The organism is Thioalkalivibrio sp. ALMg3 (assembly GCF_000381225.1).
Classification (GTDB): Bacteria; Pseudomonadota; Gammaproteobacteria; order Ectothiorhodospirales; family Ectothiorhodospiraceae; genus Thioalkalivibrio; species Thioalkalivibrio versutus.
In genome coordinates this window covers 44,259-60,674 of sequence record NZ_KB906219.1, presented here as the reverse complement: position 1 = coordinate 60,674, position 16,416 = coordinate 44,259, and the positions used below count along the sequence as shown (strand labels likewise).

General features: G+C 69.1%; 15 protein-coding genes. 13 read left to right on the top strand and 2 right to left on the bottom strand.

Annotation, left to right across the window (positions count from 1 at the left end; translation table 11 throughout):
• Positions 1–746: 746 nt before the first annotated feature.
• A complete protein-coding gene (locus tag F622_RS0100300) occupies positions 747–3,524 on the top strand; it encodes a valine--tRNA ligase (RefSeq protein WP_019571120.1) in 2,778 nt (925 codons plus the stop codon).
• 196 nt (positions 3,525–3,720) lie between these two features.
• Here F622_RS0100300 and F622_RS0100295 read toward each other — a convergent pair whose 3' ends face one another.
• Together F622_RS0100295 and F622_RS0100290 are read right to left on the bottom strand one after the other, a co-directional pair.
• A complete protein-coding gene (locus F622_RS0100295) occupies positions 3,721–4,395 on the bottom strand; it encodes a YdcF family protein (protein WP_019571119.1) in 675 nt (224 codons plus the stop codon).
• Between the two features lie 10 nt (positions 4,396–4,405).
• Positions 4,406–5,719 (bottom strand): NAD(P)/FAD-dependent oxidoreductase, encoded by a 1,314-nt coding sequence (locus F622_RS0100290; protein ID WP_018145368.1) that lies wholly within the window; start codon positions 5,717–5,719, stop codon positions 4,406–4,408.
• 221 nt (positions 5,720–5,940) lie between these two features.
• Here F622_RS0100290 and F622_RS0100285 point away from each other — a divergent pair, with 221 nt between their 5' ends.
• The 12 genes from F622_RS0100285 to F622_RS0100230 all read left to right on the top strand — a co-directional run bounded on the left by F622_RS0100285 (position 5,941) and on the right by F622_RS0100230 (position 16,400).
• Positions 5,941–6,213: a phosphopantetheine-binding protein gene (locus F622_RS0100285; protein ID WP_026182088.1), complete on the top strand. Its 273-nt coding sequence runs from the start codon at positions 5,941–5,943 to the stop codon at positions 6,211–6,213.
• Positions 6,210–6,824 carry a hypothetical protein gene (locus F622_RS0100280; RefSeq protein ID WP_019563578.1) on the top strand — a complete coding sequence of 205 codons (615 nt, stop codon included), beginning with the start codon at positions 6,210–6,212 and terminating at the stop codon, positions 6,822–6,824. Before F622_RS0100285 ends, F622_RS0100280 begins: the two co-directional genes overlap by 4 nt.
• A complete protein-coding gene (locus F622_RS0100275) occupies positions 6,821–8,170 on the top strand; it encodes an AMP-binding protein (RefSeq protein WP_019571118.1) in 1,350 nt (449 codons plus the stop codon). Before F622_RS0100280 ends, F622_RS0100275 begins: the two co-directional genes overlap by 4 nt.
• 13 nt (positions 8,171–8,183) lie before the next feature.
• Positions 8,184–8,516, top strand: coding sequence for a hypothetical protein (locus tag F622_RS0100270; RefSeq protein ID WP_019571117.1), 333 nt, complete (start codon positions 8,184–8,186; stop codon positions 8,514–8,516).
• The gene (locus F622_RS0100265; protein WP_019571116.1) at positions 8,513–9,412 is read left to right on the top strand and encodes a lipid A biosynthesis acyltransferase; all 900 of its coding nucleotides are present in this window, start codon (positions 8,513–8,515) and stop codon (positions 9,410–9,412) included. The genes F622_RS0100270 and F622_RS0100265 overlap by 4 nt, the downstream gene beginning before the upstream one ends.
• A gap of 58 nt (positions 9,413–9,470) precedes the next feature.
• Positions 9,471–10,016, top strand: coding sequence for a LolA-related protein (locus F622_RS0100260; protein WP_026331517.1), 546 nt, complete (start codon positions 9,471–9,473; stop codon positions 10,014–10,016).
• Positions 10,017–10,019: 3 nt separating this feature from the next.
• On the top strand, positions 10,020–12,425 hold the full coding sequence (locus tag F622_RS0100255; RefSeq protein WP_019571114.1) for an MMPL family transporter: 2,406 nt from the start codon (positions 10,020–10,022) through the stop codon (positions 12,423–12,425).
• Positions 12,426–12,492: 67 nt separating this feature from the next.
• Positions 12,493–13,680: a beta-ketoacyl-ACP synthase gene (locus tag F622_RS0100250; protein ID WP_018169140.1), complete on the top strand. Its 1,188-nt coding sequence runs from the start codon at positions 12,493–12,495 to the stop codon at positions 13,678–13,680.
• Positions 13,677–14,456 (top strand): beta-ketoacyl synthase chain length factor, encoded by a 780-nt coding sequence (locus tag F622_RS0100245; protein WP_018169141.1) that lies wholly within the window; start codon positions 13,677–13,679, stop codon positions 14,454–14,456. The genes F622_RS0100250 and F622_RS0100245 overlap by 4 nt, the downstream gene beginning before the upstream one ends.
• 30 nt (positions 14,457–14,486) lie before the next feature.
• Positions 14,487–14,948, top strand: coding sequence for a hypothetical protein (locus F622_RS0100240; protein WP_018169142.1), 462 nt, complete (start codon positions 14,487–14,489; stop codon positions 14,946–14,948).
• Positions 14,945–15,667: a 3-oxoacyl-ACP reductase FabG gene (gene fabG / locus F622_RS0100235; protein WP_018649688.1), complete on the top strand. Its 723-nt coding sequence runs from the start codon at positions 14,945–14,947 to the stop codon at positions 15,665–15,667. The genes F622_RS0100240 and fabG overlap by 4 nt, the downstream gene beginning before the upstream one ends.
• A 7-nt stretch (positions 15,668–15,674) precedes the next feature.
• Positions 15,675–16,400, top strand: coding sequence for a glycosyltransferase family 2 protein (locus tag F622_RS0100230; RefSeq protein WP_018169144.1), 726 nt, complete (start codon positions 15,675–15,677; stop codon positions 16,398–16,400).
• Positions 16,401–16,416 lie beyond the last annotated feature (16 nt).

Genomic DNA, 16,416 nt, shown 5'->3' with positions numbered 1-16,416 from the left:
GGGGTTTCCCTCGCTCCGAGGCTTTTCGCGGGCGGCGCTGAACTCGCTGCGCCTGCGGCTCCGCTCAGACATCCAGCGCCTTGAATCCCGCGAAAAGCCTCTCCACTCGGCGCGACGACAACGGGGAGGTAGGTCAAGACAACGGCGGTCCGAAGGCCTGTGCCATTGGATGGAGGCGGGCTGTTCCGGCATCTGGGCACGCTCGGCCTGCGGCCATGGCGTGCCGCGCCCGCGTAGCGGGCGCCGGGGGGCGTAGGATGTGATGAGCGAAGCGAATCGCATCAGGGTCTCGCACGACGTGGGGAACGGTGCGTTTCGCTGCGCTCAACCGCACCCTACGGGATACCGTCTGTTGTGACCTTCTCCTCCCGTATGAAGCCCCTCGCGGAGGGCGTGATGGGCCGGCCAGTTAACAATAGACATGGGGCGCTGGATGTCTGAGCGAAGCCGCAGGCGTAGCGAGTTCAGCGCCGCCGGCCCAGCACGTCCGGAGCGAGGTTCCCGGGCGGAATCCGGGTGCCCTTCTTCGGGTACTTTCTTGGGCAAGCAAGAAAGTACCTCGCAGTGCGCTCGCGAGAGAGCGCGTGGCAGGCGGCGGACCGGAGGCACCGTAAACACCGGATGACGAACCAGGGCCAGCCTCCACGGCAGTAGCCGGACAACGGCATATCCCCCGGGCGGCCAGCGCGCCGCGCCGTTATAATGCGCGGCTTTCCCCACACTCCGACCCGAGCGCGCCCGCGATCATGGACAAGAGCTTCGACCCCAAGAGCATCGAGCAGACCCAGTACGACCGCTGGGAGGCCGCGAATATCTTCGCGCCACCGGCGACGGGCGACGCCAACTACTGCATCTTGCTGCCGCCCCCGAACGTCACCGGCACCCTGCACATGGGGCACGCCTTCCAGCACACCCTGATGGACACCCTGATCCGCTACCGCCGGATGCACGGCGACCGGACCCTGTGGCAAGGCGGCACCGACCATGCCGGGATCGCCACGCAGATGGTGGTGGAGCGCCAGCTGGGTGCCGACGGCAAGAGCCGCCACGACCTCGGGCGCGAGAACTTCCTGAAGGCCGTGTGGGAGTGGAAACACGAATCCGGCGGCACCATCACCCGCCAGATGCGCCGCCTCGGCGACTCGGTGGACTGGTCGCGCGAACGCTTCACCATGGACGATGGCCTGTCCCACGCGGTGCGCGAGGTCTTCGTACGCCTGCATGACGAGGGCCTGATCTATCGCGGCAAGCGCCTGGTCAACTGGGACCCGGTGCTGCACACCGCGCTGTCCGACCTGGAGGTGCTGTCGGAGGAAGAGGCCGGCCACCTGTGGCACTTCCGCTACCCGCTGGCGGACGGCTCCGGGCACCTGACCGTCGCGACCACCCGCCCGGAGACCATGCTGGGCGACACCGCCGTCGCGGTGCATCCGGAGGACGAGCGCTACCAGCACCTGATCGGCAAGACGATCCGGCTGCCGCTGGTCGGGCGCGAGATCCCGATCATTGCCGACGACTATGTCGAGGCCGAGTTCGGCTCTGGCTGCGTGAAGATCACCCCGGCGCACGACTTCAACGACTACGCCATGGGGCAGCGCCACGACCTGCCGGTGATCAACATCCTGACCATCGACGCCTGCATGAACGACAACGTGCCGGCCGCCTATCGCGGGCTGGACCGCTACCAGGCCCGGCAGAAGGTTGTCGACGACCTGGATACAGAAGGACTGCTCGAAAAGATCGACGACCACAAGCTGATGGTCCCGCGCGGCGACCGCTCCGGCACCGTGGTCGAGCCTTATCTGACCGACCAGTGGTACGTGAAGGCCGGCCCGCTGGCCGAACCGGCGATCAAGGCAGTGGAGGACGGCCGCATCCGCTTCGTGCCGGAAAACTGGTCGAAGACCTACTTCGAGTGGATGCGCAACATCGAGGACTGGTGCATCTCGCGCCAGATCTGGTGGGGCCACCGCATCCCGGCCTGGTACGACACCGACGGCAACGTGTACGTCGGGCGCTCCGAGGACGAGGTGCGCGCAAAGCACGGCCTGAGCGCGGACGTGGTGCTCGAACAGGACGAAGACGTGCTGGACACCTGGTTCAGCTCGGCGCTGTGGCCGTTCTCCACCCTCGGCTGGCCGGAGCAGACGCAGGAACTGAAGGATTTCTACCCGACCAGCGTGCTGGTCACCGGCTTCGACATCATCTTCTTCTGGGTCGCCCGCATGATCATGATGGGCGAGCACTTCATGGGGGATGTGCCCTTCCGCGAGGTGTACGTCACCGGCCTGATCCGCGACTCGGAAGGCCAGAAGATGTCCAAGTCCAAGGGCAACGTGATCGACCCGATCGATCTCATTGACGGCATCAGCGCCGACGGCCTGGTGGCCAAACGCACCCGCGGCCTGATGCAGCCGCAGATGGCGCAGAAGATCGAGAAGGCCACGCGCAAGGCCTTCCCCGACGGCTTCCCCGCCTTTGGCACCGATGCCCTGCGCTTCACCCTGGCGGCACTCGCCACCACCGGGCGCGATATCAAGTTCGACCTCGGCCGCATCGAGGGCTATCGCAACTTCTGCAACAAGCTGTGGAACGCCTCGCGCTTCGTGCTGATGAACGTCGAGGGCCACGACTGCTCCGCCGCGGCCGATACCGCGGAACACCGCACGCTGGCCGACCGCTGGATCCTTGACCGCCTGGCCGCCACTGCCGAGACCGCCACGGCGCAGCTCGATGCCTACCGCTTCGACCTCGCCGCGCAGACGCTCTACGAGTTCACCTGGCACGACTACTGCGACTGGTACCTGGAGCTGACCAAGCCGGTGCTGAACGACGACGCCACGCCGGAGGCGGTCAAGCGCGCCACACGCAATACCCTGGTCACCGTGCTCGAGGCCCTGCTGCGCCTGCTGCACCCGGTGACCCCGTTCATCACCGAGGCCATCTGGACCAACGTGAAACCGCATGCCGGCATCACGGATGACATCGAATTCCTGGTGCAGCGCCCCTGGCCTGGCCGCGACGGCTTCCCGCGTGACGCGACCGCCACGGCCGAGCTCGACTGGGTGAAGGACTTCATCACCGGGCTGCGCCGCATCCGCGCGGAGATGGACATCGCTCCCGCCAAACCGCTGCCGGTGCTGGTAAAGAACTGGACCGACGCCGACCAGGAGCGCTACACCCGCCACCGCGGCCTGCTGGAGTTCCTCGCCAAGCCCGAGAGCGTCACCTGGCTGGACACGGCCGACGAGGCGCCGGAATCCGCGATGGCCCTGGTCGACGACATGCAGCTGCTGATTCCGCTGGCCGGGCTGATCGACAAGGACGCCGAGCTCGCACGCCTGGACAAGGAAATCGGCAAGCTCGACAAGAACCTCGAACAGAGCGAGCAGCGGCTTTCCAACGCGAGCTTCGTCGACCGCGCCCCGGCCGAGGTGGTGCAGAAGGAACGCGACCGCGTCGCCGAGATGCACGCCACCCGCGACCAGCTCGCCGCCCAGCGCGAACGCATCCGCGCGATGTGAGGGCGCTGTTCACCACGAGGCACACGCAGCAGACCGAAAAAGTATTGACGGGAGACGGGAAGGATCCAGGCTGACGGGCCGCACAGAGGACCGGCTGCACCCAAGGCGGTAGTAGCCTCGGGCCCATACCCCTTGAATCCCTGTTGATCGCTCTTGCCCGCCTTCGTGTCTTCGTGCGCTTCGCGCTTGAAGAACATCAGCTGATCCGTTCGAGCATACCCCGGTGGCGGATCAGGCGCGCCAGGGTGCGGCCGGTGTGGTACCAGTGCAGCATCCAGCATTCGCGCGCCAGGCGCGCCGCCGATACGGTGGAGCCCGGCTCCGCCGGACAGGGGCAGACGCGCAATCCCATGCCGCGCGCAATGGCGACCGCCCGGGCGAGATGGAAGCGACTGGTCACCAGCACCAGGGGCGCATCACCGGCCTCCGGCGTCGCCGTCAGCAGATCGCGCGCATTGCGCAGATTCTCCAGCGTATGCCGCGAGGCGTCTTCGGTACGGATGCGCGTCGCCGCGATCCCGTGGTGTTGCAGAAAGGCCGCGCCCGCGGCGGCCTCGCTGGGAGCACCGGGGGAGGTCTGCCCACCCAGCACCAGGATCCGGGCATCGGGATTCCGGCGCGCCAGACGCACGGCGCGCAGCAGGCGCAGGCGGTAGCCCGGACCGGGCGCCCCCGACTCCAGCTGCTGCCCCAGCACCAGGATGCAGTCCCCGCGCCCGGGGCAGCGCCGCCGCCGCGACCAGTGCACGGTGTAGAGCCACAGCGCCAGCCAGGACAAGCCGCCGGTGGCCAGGATGATCAGATTCGACAGCGCAAAGGTCGCCAGGCCGTCCGGCCCGATGCGACCCAGTCCGACGCGCACCTCGCCCACGGGAGCCTTCTCAGGCCTCGTCTTCGGGCGTGGTGCCGCCGGTGAAGTGCAGCCGCGCGTTGCGCCGGCGCCGCGCCCAGAAGGCCAGGGCCCGCGGCAGGTTCAGCGCCATCTGCACGTAGTACACCGTCTTGAAGGCGCGCAGGGACCACTGCACACGGGTATTGCGGTAGACATCCCCGGCCAGCAGCGAGATCACCGCCTGCTCCATCCCGAAGGTATTGCGCGGACCCATGAACAGCTTGCGCATCACCGGGCTGTTGAAACGATAGATCAACCAGGAGAAACGGCGGACGCCACGGCGCACGTCGCGCTCAAAAGCACGCAGATAGCGTGCGGAGCGCGCCGGATGCTCCAGGCAGCGATCCACCGCATCGGCGGCGCGGAAGCCCCCCGACATCGCGATATAGACCCCGCTGGAGAACACCGGGTCGACAAAGGTGAACGCATCGCCGACCAGCAGATAACCCGGGCCGTGGGCCTGACTGGAGCGGTAGGAGAAATTGCCGGTGGCGTTGACCGGGCCGGCCAGCTCCGCGCCCTGCATGCGTTCGAAGGCCGGCGGGCAAAGCTTCAGCGTGTCCCACAGGAACGTCTCGGGCTTGGTCTTGCGCGTCTTCAGGTATTCGGGAAAACAGACCGCGCCCACGCTCATCGCCCCGTCGCGCAACGGGATCATCCAGATCCAGCCGTGCTGGAACCAGTAGATACTGATGTTGCCGGCATCGCGCCCGGCACGCCGCGGCACGTTGTTGAAGTGCCCGAAGATCGCGGCGCTGTTGTGTTCCGGGTTGCGCGCCTTCAGGTCCAGGCGGCGCGCCAGGAAGGTATCGCGACCGGAGGCGTCGACCACGAAATCGGCCTCGAACTCCAGCGTGTTGCCGGATGCATCGCGCGCGGTGACCTGCTGGGTCCCGCCCTTGGCGGGATCGGCCAGGGCGACATCGAATACAGTGACCTCTTCCAGCACCCGCACACCCAGGCGGGCGCTGTTTTCCAGCAACAGGTGGTCGAACTCCGAACGCCGCACCTCGCATGCCGACGCGGGTGTGTCGTCGTTCAGGGCACGCTCGAAGTAATAGGTTCGCGGCGCGTCGGGCGCCTCGGGGATGGTGAACTCGGCCCCGTGCTTGGGGATGCCGATTGCCGCGATGGCTTCGGCCACGCCCAGTTCCTCGAACAACGGCATATTCATCGGCAGCAGGGATTCGCCGATGTGGAAGCGTGGATGCCGGGCCTTTTCCAGCAGCACCACGTCGCGCCCCTTCTGCGCCAATCGGGAGGCCACCGTGGAGCCGGCGGGGCCTCCTCCGATCACCACCACCTGGCAGCGCCCGTCGGTTACGGCTTCCTGTCCCGGTTGTCTCAAATCACGTCTCCGCTTGCCCGCCCGCAACCCCAGATAAGGCGACCCGGTCTGGTCGCGAGGGTACCACGGCCCCTCGGGTGTGGGTATCATCGGCGCCCACAGCAGGGTGACCCTCGCGCGAACGGCAAGTTCGGAGGCGATCACAAAATGCGCACATCACTGCACCGGGGGAACACGTGCCATCACAAACAGCGTTCGAACAGGAAGTCGCCCAACTGATCGTGGACAGCCTTAATCTGGAGGAGGTCGCGCCGGAGGAAATCGAGCCGGAAGATGCGCTGTTCCGTGAAGGACTGGGGCTGGATTCCATCGATGCCCTGGAGCTGGCCCTGGCCATCTCCCGCGCCTACGGCGTCCAGATCCGGTCGGATGACGAAAACAACCGCGAGATCTTCGCGTCCTTGCGTGCGCTGAGCGCCCATATCGAGGCCAACCGAGCCACATCGTGAACACCCCACTCGCCGCCTGCGTGGCCCTGAGTTATCCGGTCGCGGTCGTCCTCGGCGTGACCTTCGAGATCCCGTTGGTGCCGCTGGCGGTCCTGGCCAGCCTGATCCTGGTGGCTGCATGGGCCTCGCTGGCCGCCGCCGGACGTGGCGTGCTGGCCGCGAGCCTGGCCGTGGGCATAAGCCTGTTGCTCCTCGGCGGGATGGCCACCTGGCTGCTGTACGCATTGCCGGTACTCATCATGGGGCTCTTGTCGCTTCTGTTCGCGCGTTCGCTACGCAGCGACTCCACCCCGCTGATCACGCGCTATGCCCTGGCCATGGGGGCCTCCGACACCCCCGCGGTGCACCGCTACACGCGCAACCTCACCATTACCTGGGCCCTGCTGTGTGCCGGACTGGCGATCGTGTCCGCCTGGCTGGCGCTGTTCGCCACCGCCACCACCTGGGCCCTGTTTGCCAACGGGATCAACTACCTTTTGCTGGCCGGCCTGTTCCTGCTGGAGTATCCGCTGCGCCGCTGGCTCCTGCGCGACGAGCCGCACAACGGCTTCCTGGCCTACCTGATGGAGCTGGCGCGGGTCGATCACCACCGGATGCTGAGGCACCCGTGACAGATACCCCGCAGGTCACTCGACCACTGATCGCCGACACGCCCGCCCCGCTGGCGCGCATCGGCGATCGGGCGATCTCGCGCGCCGCCTTCCTCGCCGACGCGCAGGCGCTGGCCGCACGCCTGCCGCAGGCGCAGGCGGCCTTCAACCTGTGCCAGGACCGCTACCACTTCGCGGTCGCCTTTGCCGCCATTCTGCTGCGCGGCCAGGTCAATCTGCTGCCCCCGAACCGCGGGAGCACTACCCTGGCCGAGATCGCCAGCCAATACCCGGACGCGCCTGCCCTGGTCGACGGCCCGGATGCCGAGATCGCAATCCCGATCCTGCGGGTGTCCGCCCGCGGCGAAGCGGGCGAGGCCACCGGGGCGATCCCCGAGATCCCCGCCGACCAGACCGCCGTTCTGGCCTTCTCCTCCGGTAGCACCGGCACCCCCACGGCCCATGCGCGGAGCTGGGAGGCCCTGCATGCTGTCACCTGGCAGGCGCTGGAATGCTTCGATCTGGTGGATGGCTCCGGACCGACCCTGATCGGCACGGTCCCGCCGCAGCACATGTACGGTCTGGAGTCCACGCTCCTGTACGCCCTGCTGGGGCACGCCACCCTACTCGCCGGACGCCCGTTCTACCCCGAGGACATCCGTGCCGCACTGGCGGACTGCACCCCGGCCGTTCTGGTCACCACACCTTTTCATCTGAGCGCCTGCCTGCGTGCGGGGCTGGAGTGGCCGACCCCGGAACGCATCCTCTGCGCAACCGCGCCCCTGGACCCGGAAACGGCCGGCCAGGCCGAACGGGTGTTCGGCTGCCGGCTGGACGAGATCTACGGTTGCACCGAGGCCGGCGCCATTGCGACCCGCCGCACCACCCGCGAATCCGACTGGACGGCCTACCCCGGGGTGCAACTGCGCCGCAATGACGACGGCCTCGCGCGCGTCCAGGGACCCCAGCACCCCGAAGCGGTCCCGCTTCCGGACCACATCGAGGTCCGGGACGTCGGCCACTTCCGCATGGAGGGGCGCCTCGCCGATCAACTGAACATCGCCGGCAAACGCGCCTCCCTGGCCGATCTCAACCGCCGGCTCAACGCAATCCCCGGGGTACTCGACGGGGTGTTCATTCCGCCGGGCACCGATCAGGAAGCGCACGGCGTGACCCGGCTGGCCGCCCTGGTGGTGGCACCGGATCGCAGCGCGGCCGAAATCCAGGCCGCACTGGCCGAGTGCATGGACCCGCTGTTCCTGCCGCGCCCGCTGGTCCGCGTGGAGCACCTGCCGCGTTCGGCCACCGGCAAGCTGCCGCGCCAGATCCTGCTGGACCTGCTCGCCCACCACGGCCAGTGCGCCTGAGCCGCCCGCTCTGATGCAGACCCTCATCCAGTCCACCATTCGCCGCATCGGGGCCGGTCACCCATCCCTTCCCGGACACTTCCCCGGTCACCCGGTGGTGCCCGGCGTGGTCATCCTCGACCAGGTCGCGACGGTGGCCCACGCCCACGGTCTCGGGCCGGTCGAGGCCCTCCCCCAGGTCAAGTTCCTCGCACCCCTGGGACCCGAGACGGCATTCCGGGTCGAGATCGATCCGCCCGGGCAAGGCGGCCGTCAGGCCTTCCGCGTACTCGCGGCGGATGGCGAGGCCCCCGTCACCTTCTGTGCCGGCCAACTGATCACGACTCACGACACCGCGGACGCATGAGCCGCGGCTGGTTTCAGCAGGCGGAACGGGGCTCGCCCCTGGCCCTGCGCATCATCCTCTGGGTGGCCCTGAATCTCGGGCGCCGCGCCAGCCGCACCCTGCTCTACCCGGTCACGGCCTACTTCCTGCTGTTCGCACCGCAGTCGCGCCGCCACAGTCGCAACTACCTGCGCCGCGTCCTGGGGCGCGAACCGCGCCTGGGCGATTTGGCCCGGCACCTGCACTGCTTTGCGGCGGTCATCCTCGACCGCGTCTTCCTGCTCGCCGGCAAGGACGCCTGTCTGGACATCCAGGTACACAACCGCGAGACCTTCCTGGAACACGTGGAAAGTGGCCGCGGCGCGATCCTGCTGGGCGCGCACCTGGGCAGCTTCGAGGCCCTGCGGGCGCTGGCGGTGGGCAAGTACGACTTTCCGGTCAAGGTCCTGATGTACAACGACCACAACCAGAGCATCACCCAGGTCCTGGAGGCCCTGAACCCCGAGGTCGCCGCCTCGGTGATCCCGCTGGGGCGTACCGAGACCCTGATCCAGGCCCGCGAGTGCCTGGATCGCGGCGAGCTGATCGCAACACTGGGCGACCGCGTCGCCGAGAGTGACAAGATGGTCGCCTGCAACTTCCTCGGCGATACCGCGCTGTTCCCGCAAGGGCCACTGCTGCTGGCCGCGGTACTCAAGGTCCCGGTGATCCTGTGCTTCGGGCTCTATCGCGGGGGCAACCGCTACGATATCGTCTTTGAACCCTTCGCCGAGACCATCGAGGCCCCACGCGGGCAGCGCGATGCAGCCCTGGCACACTGGGTACAGCGCTACGCCGATCGCCTCGAGGCGCGGGTGCGCGAGGCCCCCTACAACTGGTTCAATTTCTATGACTTCTGGGACGATGCATCCAAATAGGCGAGGCCACGGCTTTGGCCCGCGTATCCGCCAGTCCGGCATCACGCTGATCCTGGCCTTGGGTCTTCTCGTCCCTGTTTCGGCCCTGGCCAACGACACCCTCGGCGCCTTGCTCGAAGTCCTGACCACCGAGCGCGCGGCGACCCTCGCGTTCGAAGAGCGCCGCGACGACCCGATGCTGGAATTCCCGGAGACCCGCTCGGGCTCCCTGGCCTTCGAGCCCCCCGATACCCTTACCCGCCAGGTCGACGGCCCGCGTGGCGAGACCGTGCACATCGAGGGTGACACCCTCACCCTGGAACGTCGCGGCTCCAGCCGCGAGATCGACCTCAACGAACAGCCCGCCCTGGCCACCCTGGCCGGGTTGTTCCGCGCCCTGCTGACCGGCGACCGCGAGACCCTGGAGAGCGACTTCGAGATCGACGTCACGGGAGACATCGACGCCTGGACCCTGGAGCTGGTCCCGCAGGATCGCACCCTGCGCCGCATGGTCCCCGAACTGACCCTGAAAGGCGCCGACGGCGAACTGCACGAACTGGTCACCATCGAGGCTGGCGGCCACCACAGCCGCATGCGTTTCGAACCGCCACAGTACGCGGACTAGTCCTTGCTGCGCCGCCACCCCTCCCGCGTTGCCCTGACGCTCTGGCTGGCCGCCCTGCTCCTGGCCACGCTGACGCTGACCCTGCGCGGCGAACTGGTCACCGACCTCCAGGGCTTTGCCCCGGACCCGGTCAGCGCGGACGGGATCGCCCTGGACCCCGGGGCCGGCCCCGCCGGACGCATGCTGCTGCTGGCCATCGCCGGTGGCGAGGCCCGCGAGCGGGCGGCAGCCAGCGACGCACTGGTCGCGGCCCTGGAGGATGCCCCCGATGTTGCCGGCATCCACAACGGCCGCCTCGACCCCGACGACCCGGCGCTGGATTTCCTGATCGAGCATCGCTACCTGCTAAGCCCCCGGGTCGATGCCGAACACTTCAGCCAGGACCGCCTGAGCGAACACCTGGAGGCCCGCCGCGATGACCTCGCCAGCGCCGTCCCGGAACTGCCGCGGGAACTGATCCCGCGTGACCCCACCGCACAGGCCCGGGTCGTCCTGGAGCAGCTCGCCGCCAGCGGTGGTCAGGCGACGACCGGCGCCGAAGGCGTCTGGGTCACCCCCGACCGGAGACGGGCCCTGCTGGTGCTGCGCAGCACGGCTGACGGCATGGACCTGGATGCCCAGGCCGCCCTGATCGAACGCACGCACGCGGCCTTCAGCGCCATCGACGAACCGAATCTGCAGCTGCAGATTGCCGGCCCGGCGGTGATCGCGGTGGACTCCCGCGCCACCATCCGCGGCGAGGTGACCTGGATCACCGCAGGCGCCAGCGTCGCGCTGGCCCTCCTGCTGCTGGCGGTGTTCCGCCATCCGCACCCGGTCTGGCTGGCGGCCGTGCCCCTGGCCAGCGGCATCCTGATCGCCGCGGCCGTGGTTACGCTGGTCTTCGGACACCTGCACGGGATCGCGCTGGCCTTCGGCATCACCGTGCTGGGCATTGCCCTCGACTACCCGCTGCACCTGTTCGCCCATGCACAACGAGGCGATAGTGAACCGTCCGGCGGCGAACGGGCCGACGGCGGGCGCCTCCCGCAGGTCGCGCGCGAGCTGTGGCCCACCATTGCCCTGGGGGCCGGCAGCACGATACTGGTGTATGCCCTGATGGCAATGACCGGGTTCTCCGGCATGGCCCAGCTCGGGCTGTTCGTATTGACTGGCGTGGCCGTGGCCGCCGTGGTCACCCGCTGGATCCTGCCAACGCTGGTCCCCACCCGCTTGCAGCGCGAGGGCCTGCCGCCGCTGCGCCTGCCCCTGCCCACGGGTCTCGCCCAGCCCCCCGCCATCGCGCGCTGGGGCCTCGCCCTGCTGGCCCTGGCCGCGATCGCCGTGGTCGCGACTGCCGACCCCTTCCCCTGGGAGGATCGCCTGTCCGCCCTGCACCCGGTACCGGAGGACCAGATTGCGCTCGACCAGGACCTGCGCAGCGCCCTGGGGCTGCCGGACGTCCGCCATGCCCTGCTGGTCAGCGCCGACACGCCGGAACAGGCCCTGCGCGCCAGCGAGGCCCTGACACCGGGCCTGGAGGCCCTGCGCGAGACCGGGGCCCTGGACGGCTTCGGCCATGCCGCGAACGTCCTGCCCAGCCGGGCACTGCAGCGCGAGCGTCAAGCCGCGTTGCCGGAACCCGATACCCTGCGCGAACGCCTGGAGGTGGCGGGCGCAGGGTTGGGGTTCCGCGACGGGGCCTTCGAGCCCTTCGTGAACGACATCCAGACGGCCCGTCAGCAAGACCTGCTGGAACCCGAGGGCCTTCCCGACGGGCCGCTGCGCAATGCCCTGGAACCCCTGCTCCAGCCCCGCGATGACGGCACTGGCTGGATCGCCTGGGTGCGCTTGCAGGGCGTCCATGACCCCGATGCCCTGACCCGCTGGGCCGAAGACGCACCTCTGGCCAGCGTGCCGGAACTGGACGGGGTGGGTATCCGCCACATCGACTTCTTCCGCGCCTCCGAAGAACTGGTGATCGGCTTTCGCGTCGAGGCCCTGCACCGGCTCGCGCTGGGAATGGTCGCGGTGGCCCTCCTGCTGCTGGCCGTCACCCGGGCGCCGGGACGCAGCCTGCGCATCCTCACCGCGGTGGGCACCGGGTTGCTGCTGACCCTGGCCACACTGATCCTGCTGGGCATCCAGCTGTCGCTGTTCCACCTGATCGCGATGCTGCTGATCACCGGGCTGTGCCTGGATTACGCCGTGTTCTTCAGCCGCCCGCTGCGGGATGCCGCGGCGCGCCTGCGCAACCTGCGCTCGGTCAGCGTGTGCGCACTGTCCACGCTGGTGGTGTTCGGTCTGTTGGCCCTTTCCAGTCTTCCGGTCTTGCAGGCCATGGGCCTCACGGTAGTGCTGGGCGTGGTATTTTCCTTCCTCGCAGCGGCCCTGCTGGCCCCCGAGGCCAGCCGCCGGCAAACTGCCTGAAGCAACGCCGAACTGGCCCAATCCACCCGGAACCCCCTCCGGCCACAACCCGCAGATACGCCCGTCCATGGACCCCCTGGTCATCACTGCCCACACCCTGACGAGTGCCGCCGGCACCGGGATCGCCGCCAACGCCGAGGCCCTGCGCAGCGGCACCAGCGGACTGCGTGCCTGCGACCTGGAGCGCGTCAACCTGGACACCTACGTCGGCCGCGTACCGGGTGTGGAAGCCATCGCCCTCGAGGGCGCCCTGGCCCCGTTCCTGTGTCGCAACAACCAGCTGGCCGAGCTGGGGTTGCGCCAGGACGGCTTCGCCGAGGCGGTGGCGGCTGCAGTGGAGCGCCACGGGGCCGACCGGGTGGCCGTACTGCTGGGCACCAGCACTTCCGGGATCGCCGCCACCGAGGCCGCGTACCACCGGCGTGACCCGCAGACCGGGGCCCTGCCACCGGACTACGACTACCAGCACACCCAGAACATGTTCTCGCTGGCCGACTTTGTTGCCACCCGCCTCGGCCTGTCCGGCCCCGCCATGGTGGTCTCCACGGCCTGCTCGTCCAGCGCCAAGGTCTTTGCCGATGCCCGGCGCTACATCGCGGCGGGACTGTGCGACGCCGCCGTGGTCGGCGGCGTCGACAGCCTGTGCGGCATGACGCTGTACGGCTTCGACGCCCTGCAGCTGGTCGCCGCGCAGCCCTGCACCCCGCTGGATCGCGACCGGGCCGGGATCTCCATCGGCGAGGCCGCCGGCTTCTTCCTGCTGGAGCGCCCCTCCGCGAATGCCCACGGCGCGCGGCTGACCGGTTACGGCGAATCCAGCGATGCCCACCACATGTCCGCCCCGCACCCGGAAGGCCTGGGGGCCGCGACGGCACTACAGCAAGCCCTGGACCGTGCAGGGCGGCAAGGCGACGAGATCGACTATGTGCTGATGCATGCCACCGCGACCCCGGCCAACGACCGTTCCGAGGCCCACGCCCTGATCCACCGCCTGGGCCCGACCCCGCGCGCGGTGGGCAGCAAGGGCCTGACCGGGCATACCCTCGGGGCTGCCGGCGCGGTGGGGGTCGCGCAGGCACTGGCCAGCCTGGCCGGCGGCTTCGTGCCGGCGACCGCCGGGCTGGGGCACCCGGACCCGGAACTGGGCCTGGATGCACGGGCAGAGACCGAGGAACGCCCGGTTCGGCGGGTCCTGGTCAACGCCTTCGGGTTCGGCGGAAACAACTGCAGCCTGCTGCTGGAGGCACCGCAATGAACACCATCGGTCTGCATGCGGTCGGACTGCTGGGCCCGGGACTGGACGACTTCGAGACCGCCCGCGCCATCCTCGCCGGCACGGCGCCTCTGGCGGGTGACGCGATCAATATCCCACCCGTGCGGCTGCTCCCCGCCAACGAGCGTCGACGCACCACGACCACGATTCGCCTGGCCCTGAAGGTGGCGGAAGAGGCCACAACCGACAGCGATCGCAGCCAACTGCGCAGCGTGTTCGCCTCGTCCTCCGGCGACATGGACATCATCGATCGCATCTGCGACGCGCTCACCCAGCCGGAGCCGGTGGTCTCGCCGGTCCAGTTCCACAATTCGGTGCACAACGCCCCGGCCGGTAACTGGTCGATCGCCACCCGCAACCCCGCCCCGGCGACCGCCGTATCCGGCTACAACGCCACGGTGGCCGCCGGCTTGCTGGAGGCCGCGACGCTGCAACAGTGCGAGGGTGGCGAGGTGCTGCTCACCTGCTACGACGTACCGTCGATGGAGACATTCATCCGCGTGCGCCCGATCCACCATGCGTTCGCGGTCGCCCTGCGCCTGGGGCCGGTGGAGGGCGCCACCTGGCGGCTGCAGATGGACCTCAAGGGACCCGCCACCGCCGATCGCTGCGTGGCTGACGAGCTGGAGGCCCTGCGCGAGAGCAACCCGGCGGCACGCGCCCTGCCCCTGCTGGAGCAACTGGCCCGGGGCACGGCCGGCCATGTTACGCTTGACGCCCCGTTGGGCCGGTCGCTGAGCATCCGCATCGAGCCCTGAACAATCGCTTGGATCAGGAAGATCCCGCGCATGCCATCCCGACCCGAAACCCTGGATCACGACGCCATCTGCCGGCTGCTGCCGCACGCCGGGGCGATGTGCCTGCTGGATTCGGTAGAGGCCTGGTCCGACGACGCCATCCACTGTCGTGCCGACAGCCACCGGGATCCGGCCAACCCGCTGCGCGGGGAAGGCGGCCTGCATGCCCTGGCGGCACTGGAATACGGCGCCCAGGGCATGGCCGTGCACGGGGCGCTGCTGGCGGATGGCGGCCCGCCCCGGGCCGGCTACCTGGCGGCCGTGCGCAACCTACAACTGCGGGTCCAACGTCTCGACGGCCTCGACGACCCGCTCGAGATCCACGCCGAACGCATCCTGTCGGATACCCACAGCTCGATCTACGACCTGCGGGTCACCGCCGGTGACCGGCCGGTGCTGAGCGCCCGCGCGACGGTGATACTGCAACCCGCCGACGAGGAAAAGACCCCGTGACTGCACGCGCCCTGATTACCGGAGCCAGCGGTGCCATCGGCGCCGCCATTGCCCAAGCCCTGGCCGCGGCTGGCCATGAGGTGGTCCTGCACGCCCATCGCAATGCCGACGCGGCCGAAGCAACAGCCGCGGCCATCCGCGCCGACGGCGGCCAGGCCCGCGTGCTGGTGTTCGACATCACCGACGAGGGGGCCTGCCGCGAGGCCCTGGAGCCCCTGGCGGCCGAACAACCGGTGCAGATCCTGGTGCATAACGCAGGCATCCACGACGATGCGCCGCTGGCCGGAATGCGCCGCGAGCAGTGGGACCGACCGATCGACGTCGGACTGAACGGGTTCTACAACGTCACCCAGCCACTACTGCTGCCGATGATCACCACCCGCTGGGGCCGGGTCGTGGCGATCTCCTCCGTCGCCGGGCAGATCGGCAATCGCGGCCAGGCCAACTACGCAGCGGCCAAGGCCGGGCTCCATGGTGCCATTCGCTCGCTGGCCCAGGAGGTCGCCTCGCGCGGGATTACCGCCAACGCGGTCGCCCCCGGGATCATCGAAAGCCCGATGAGCGATTCGAGCTTCGATGCCGACCGCATCCGCAGCGTCGTACCCATGCGCCGTGCCGGCCAGCCCGCGGAGGTCGCGAGTGTGGTCGGCTTCCTCGCCAGCGAGGGCGCCAGCTACGTGTCCGGTCAGGTCATCGGCGTCAATGGTGCCCTCGCCTGATCCCGTCATGAGCCACGTCGTTGCCCTGATCCCGGCCCACAACGAGGCGGCCACCATCGAAGAGGTCGTCACTGGCGCCCGCGCCCACGTGGACCGGGTGATCGTGGTGGACGACGGCTCCGAGGATGCGACCGCAAGCCTGATCGAGGGCCAGGCGGAGGTCCTTCGGCAGCCCGAGAATGGTGGCAAGGCGGCCGCGTTGTGGGCCGGGATGCAGCATGCCCTGGCCACCGGGGCCGATGCCGTGGTGACCCTGGACGCCGACGGCCAGCACGACACCACGGAGATCCCGGCCCTCATCGCCGCCTGGCGCGAGACCCCCGAGCGGCTGATCCTGGGGGCCCGACTCAAGGGCCGCGAACATACCCCGCCGCTACGCCTGTTCGGCAACCGCATGGCGGACTTCTGGATTGCCTGGGCCTCGGGGCAACCGCTGCAGGATTCGCAGTCGGGGTTCCGCCTGTATCCCGCGGCGCTATTGCGACGCCTCGAGCTGCGTCATCACCGGGCGCGCGGCTTCGTGTTCGAAAGCGAGGCCCTAATCGTCGCCGAGCGGCTGGGATTCCCGGTGCGGGTGGTCCCGGTACGCTGTATCTACCCGGAGAACCACCGCCCCAGCCATTACCGCGCGACCGCGGACACCCTGCGCATCATCGCCATGGTCGCCGGCCACCTGCTGCGCCGCGGAATGCGCCCGCTGGGGCTGTTGCGCTCGCGGGGCCTGTTGCGCTGAAGGCCCCGGCGTGCGC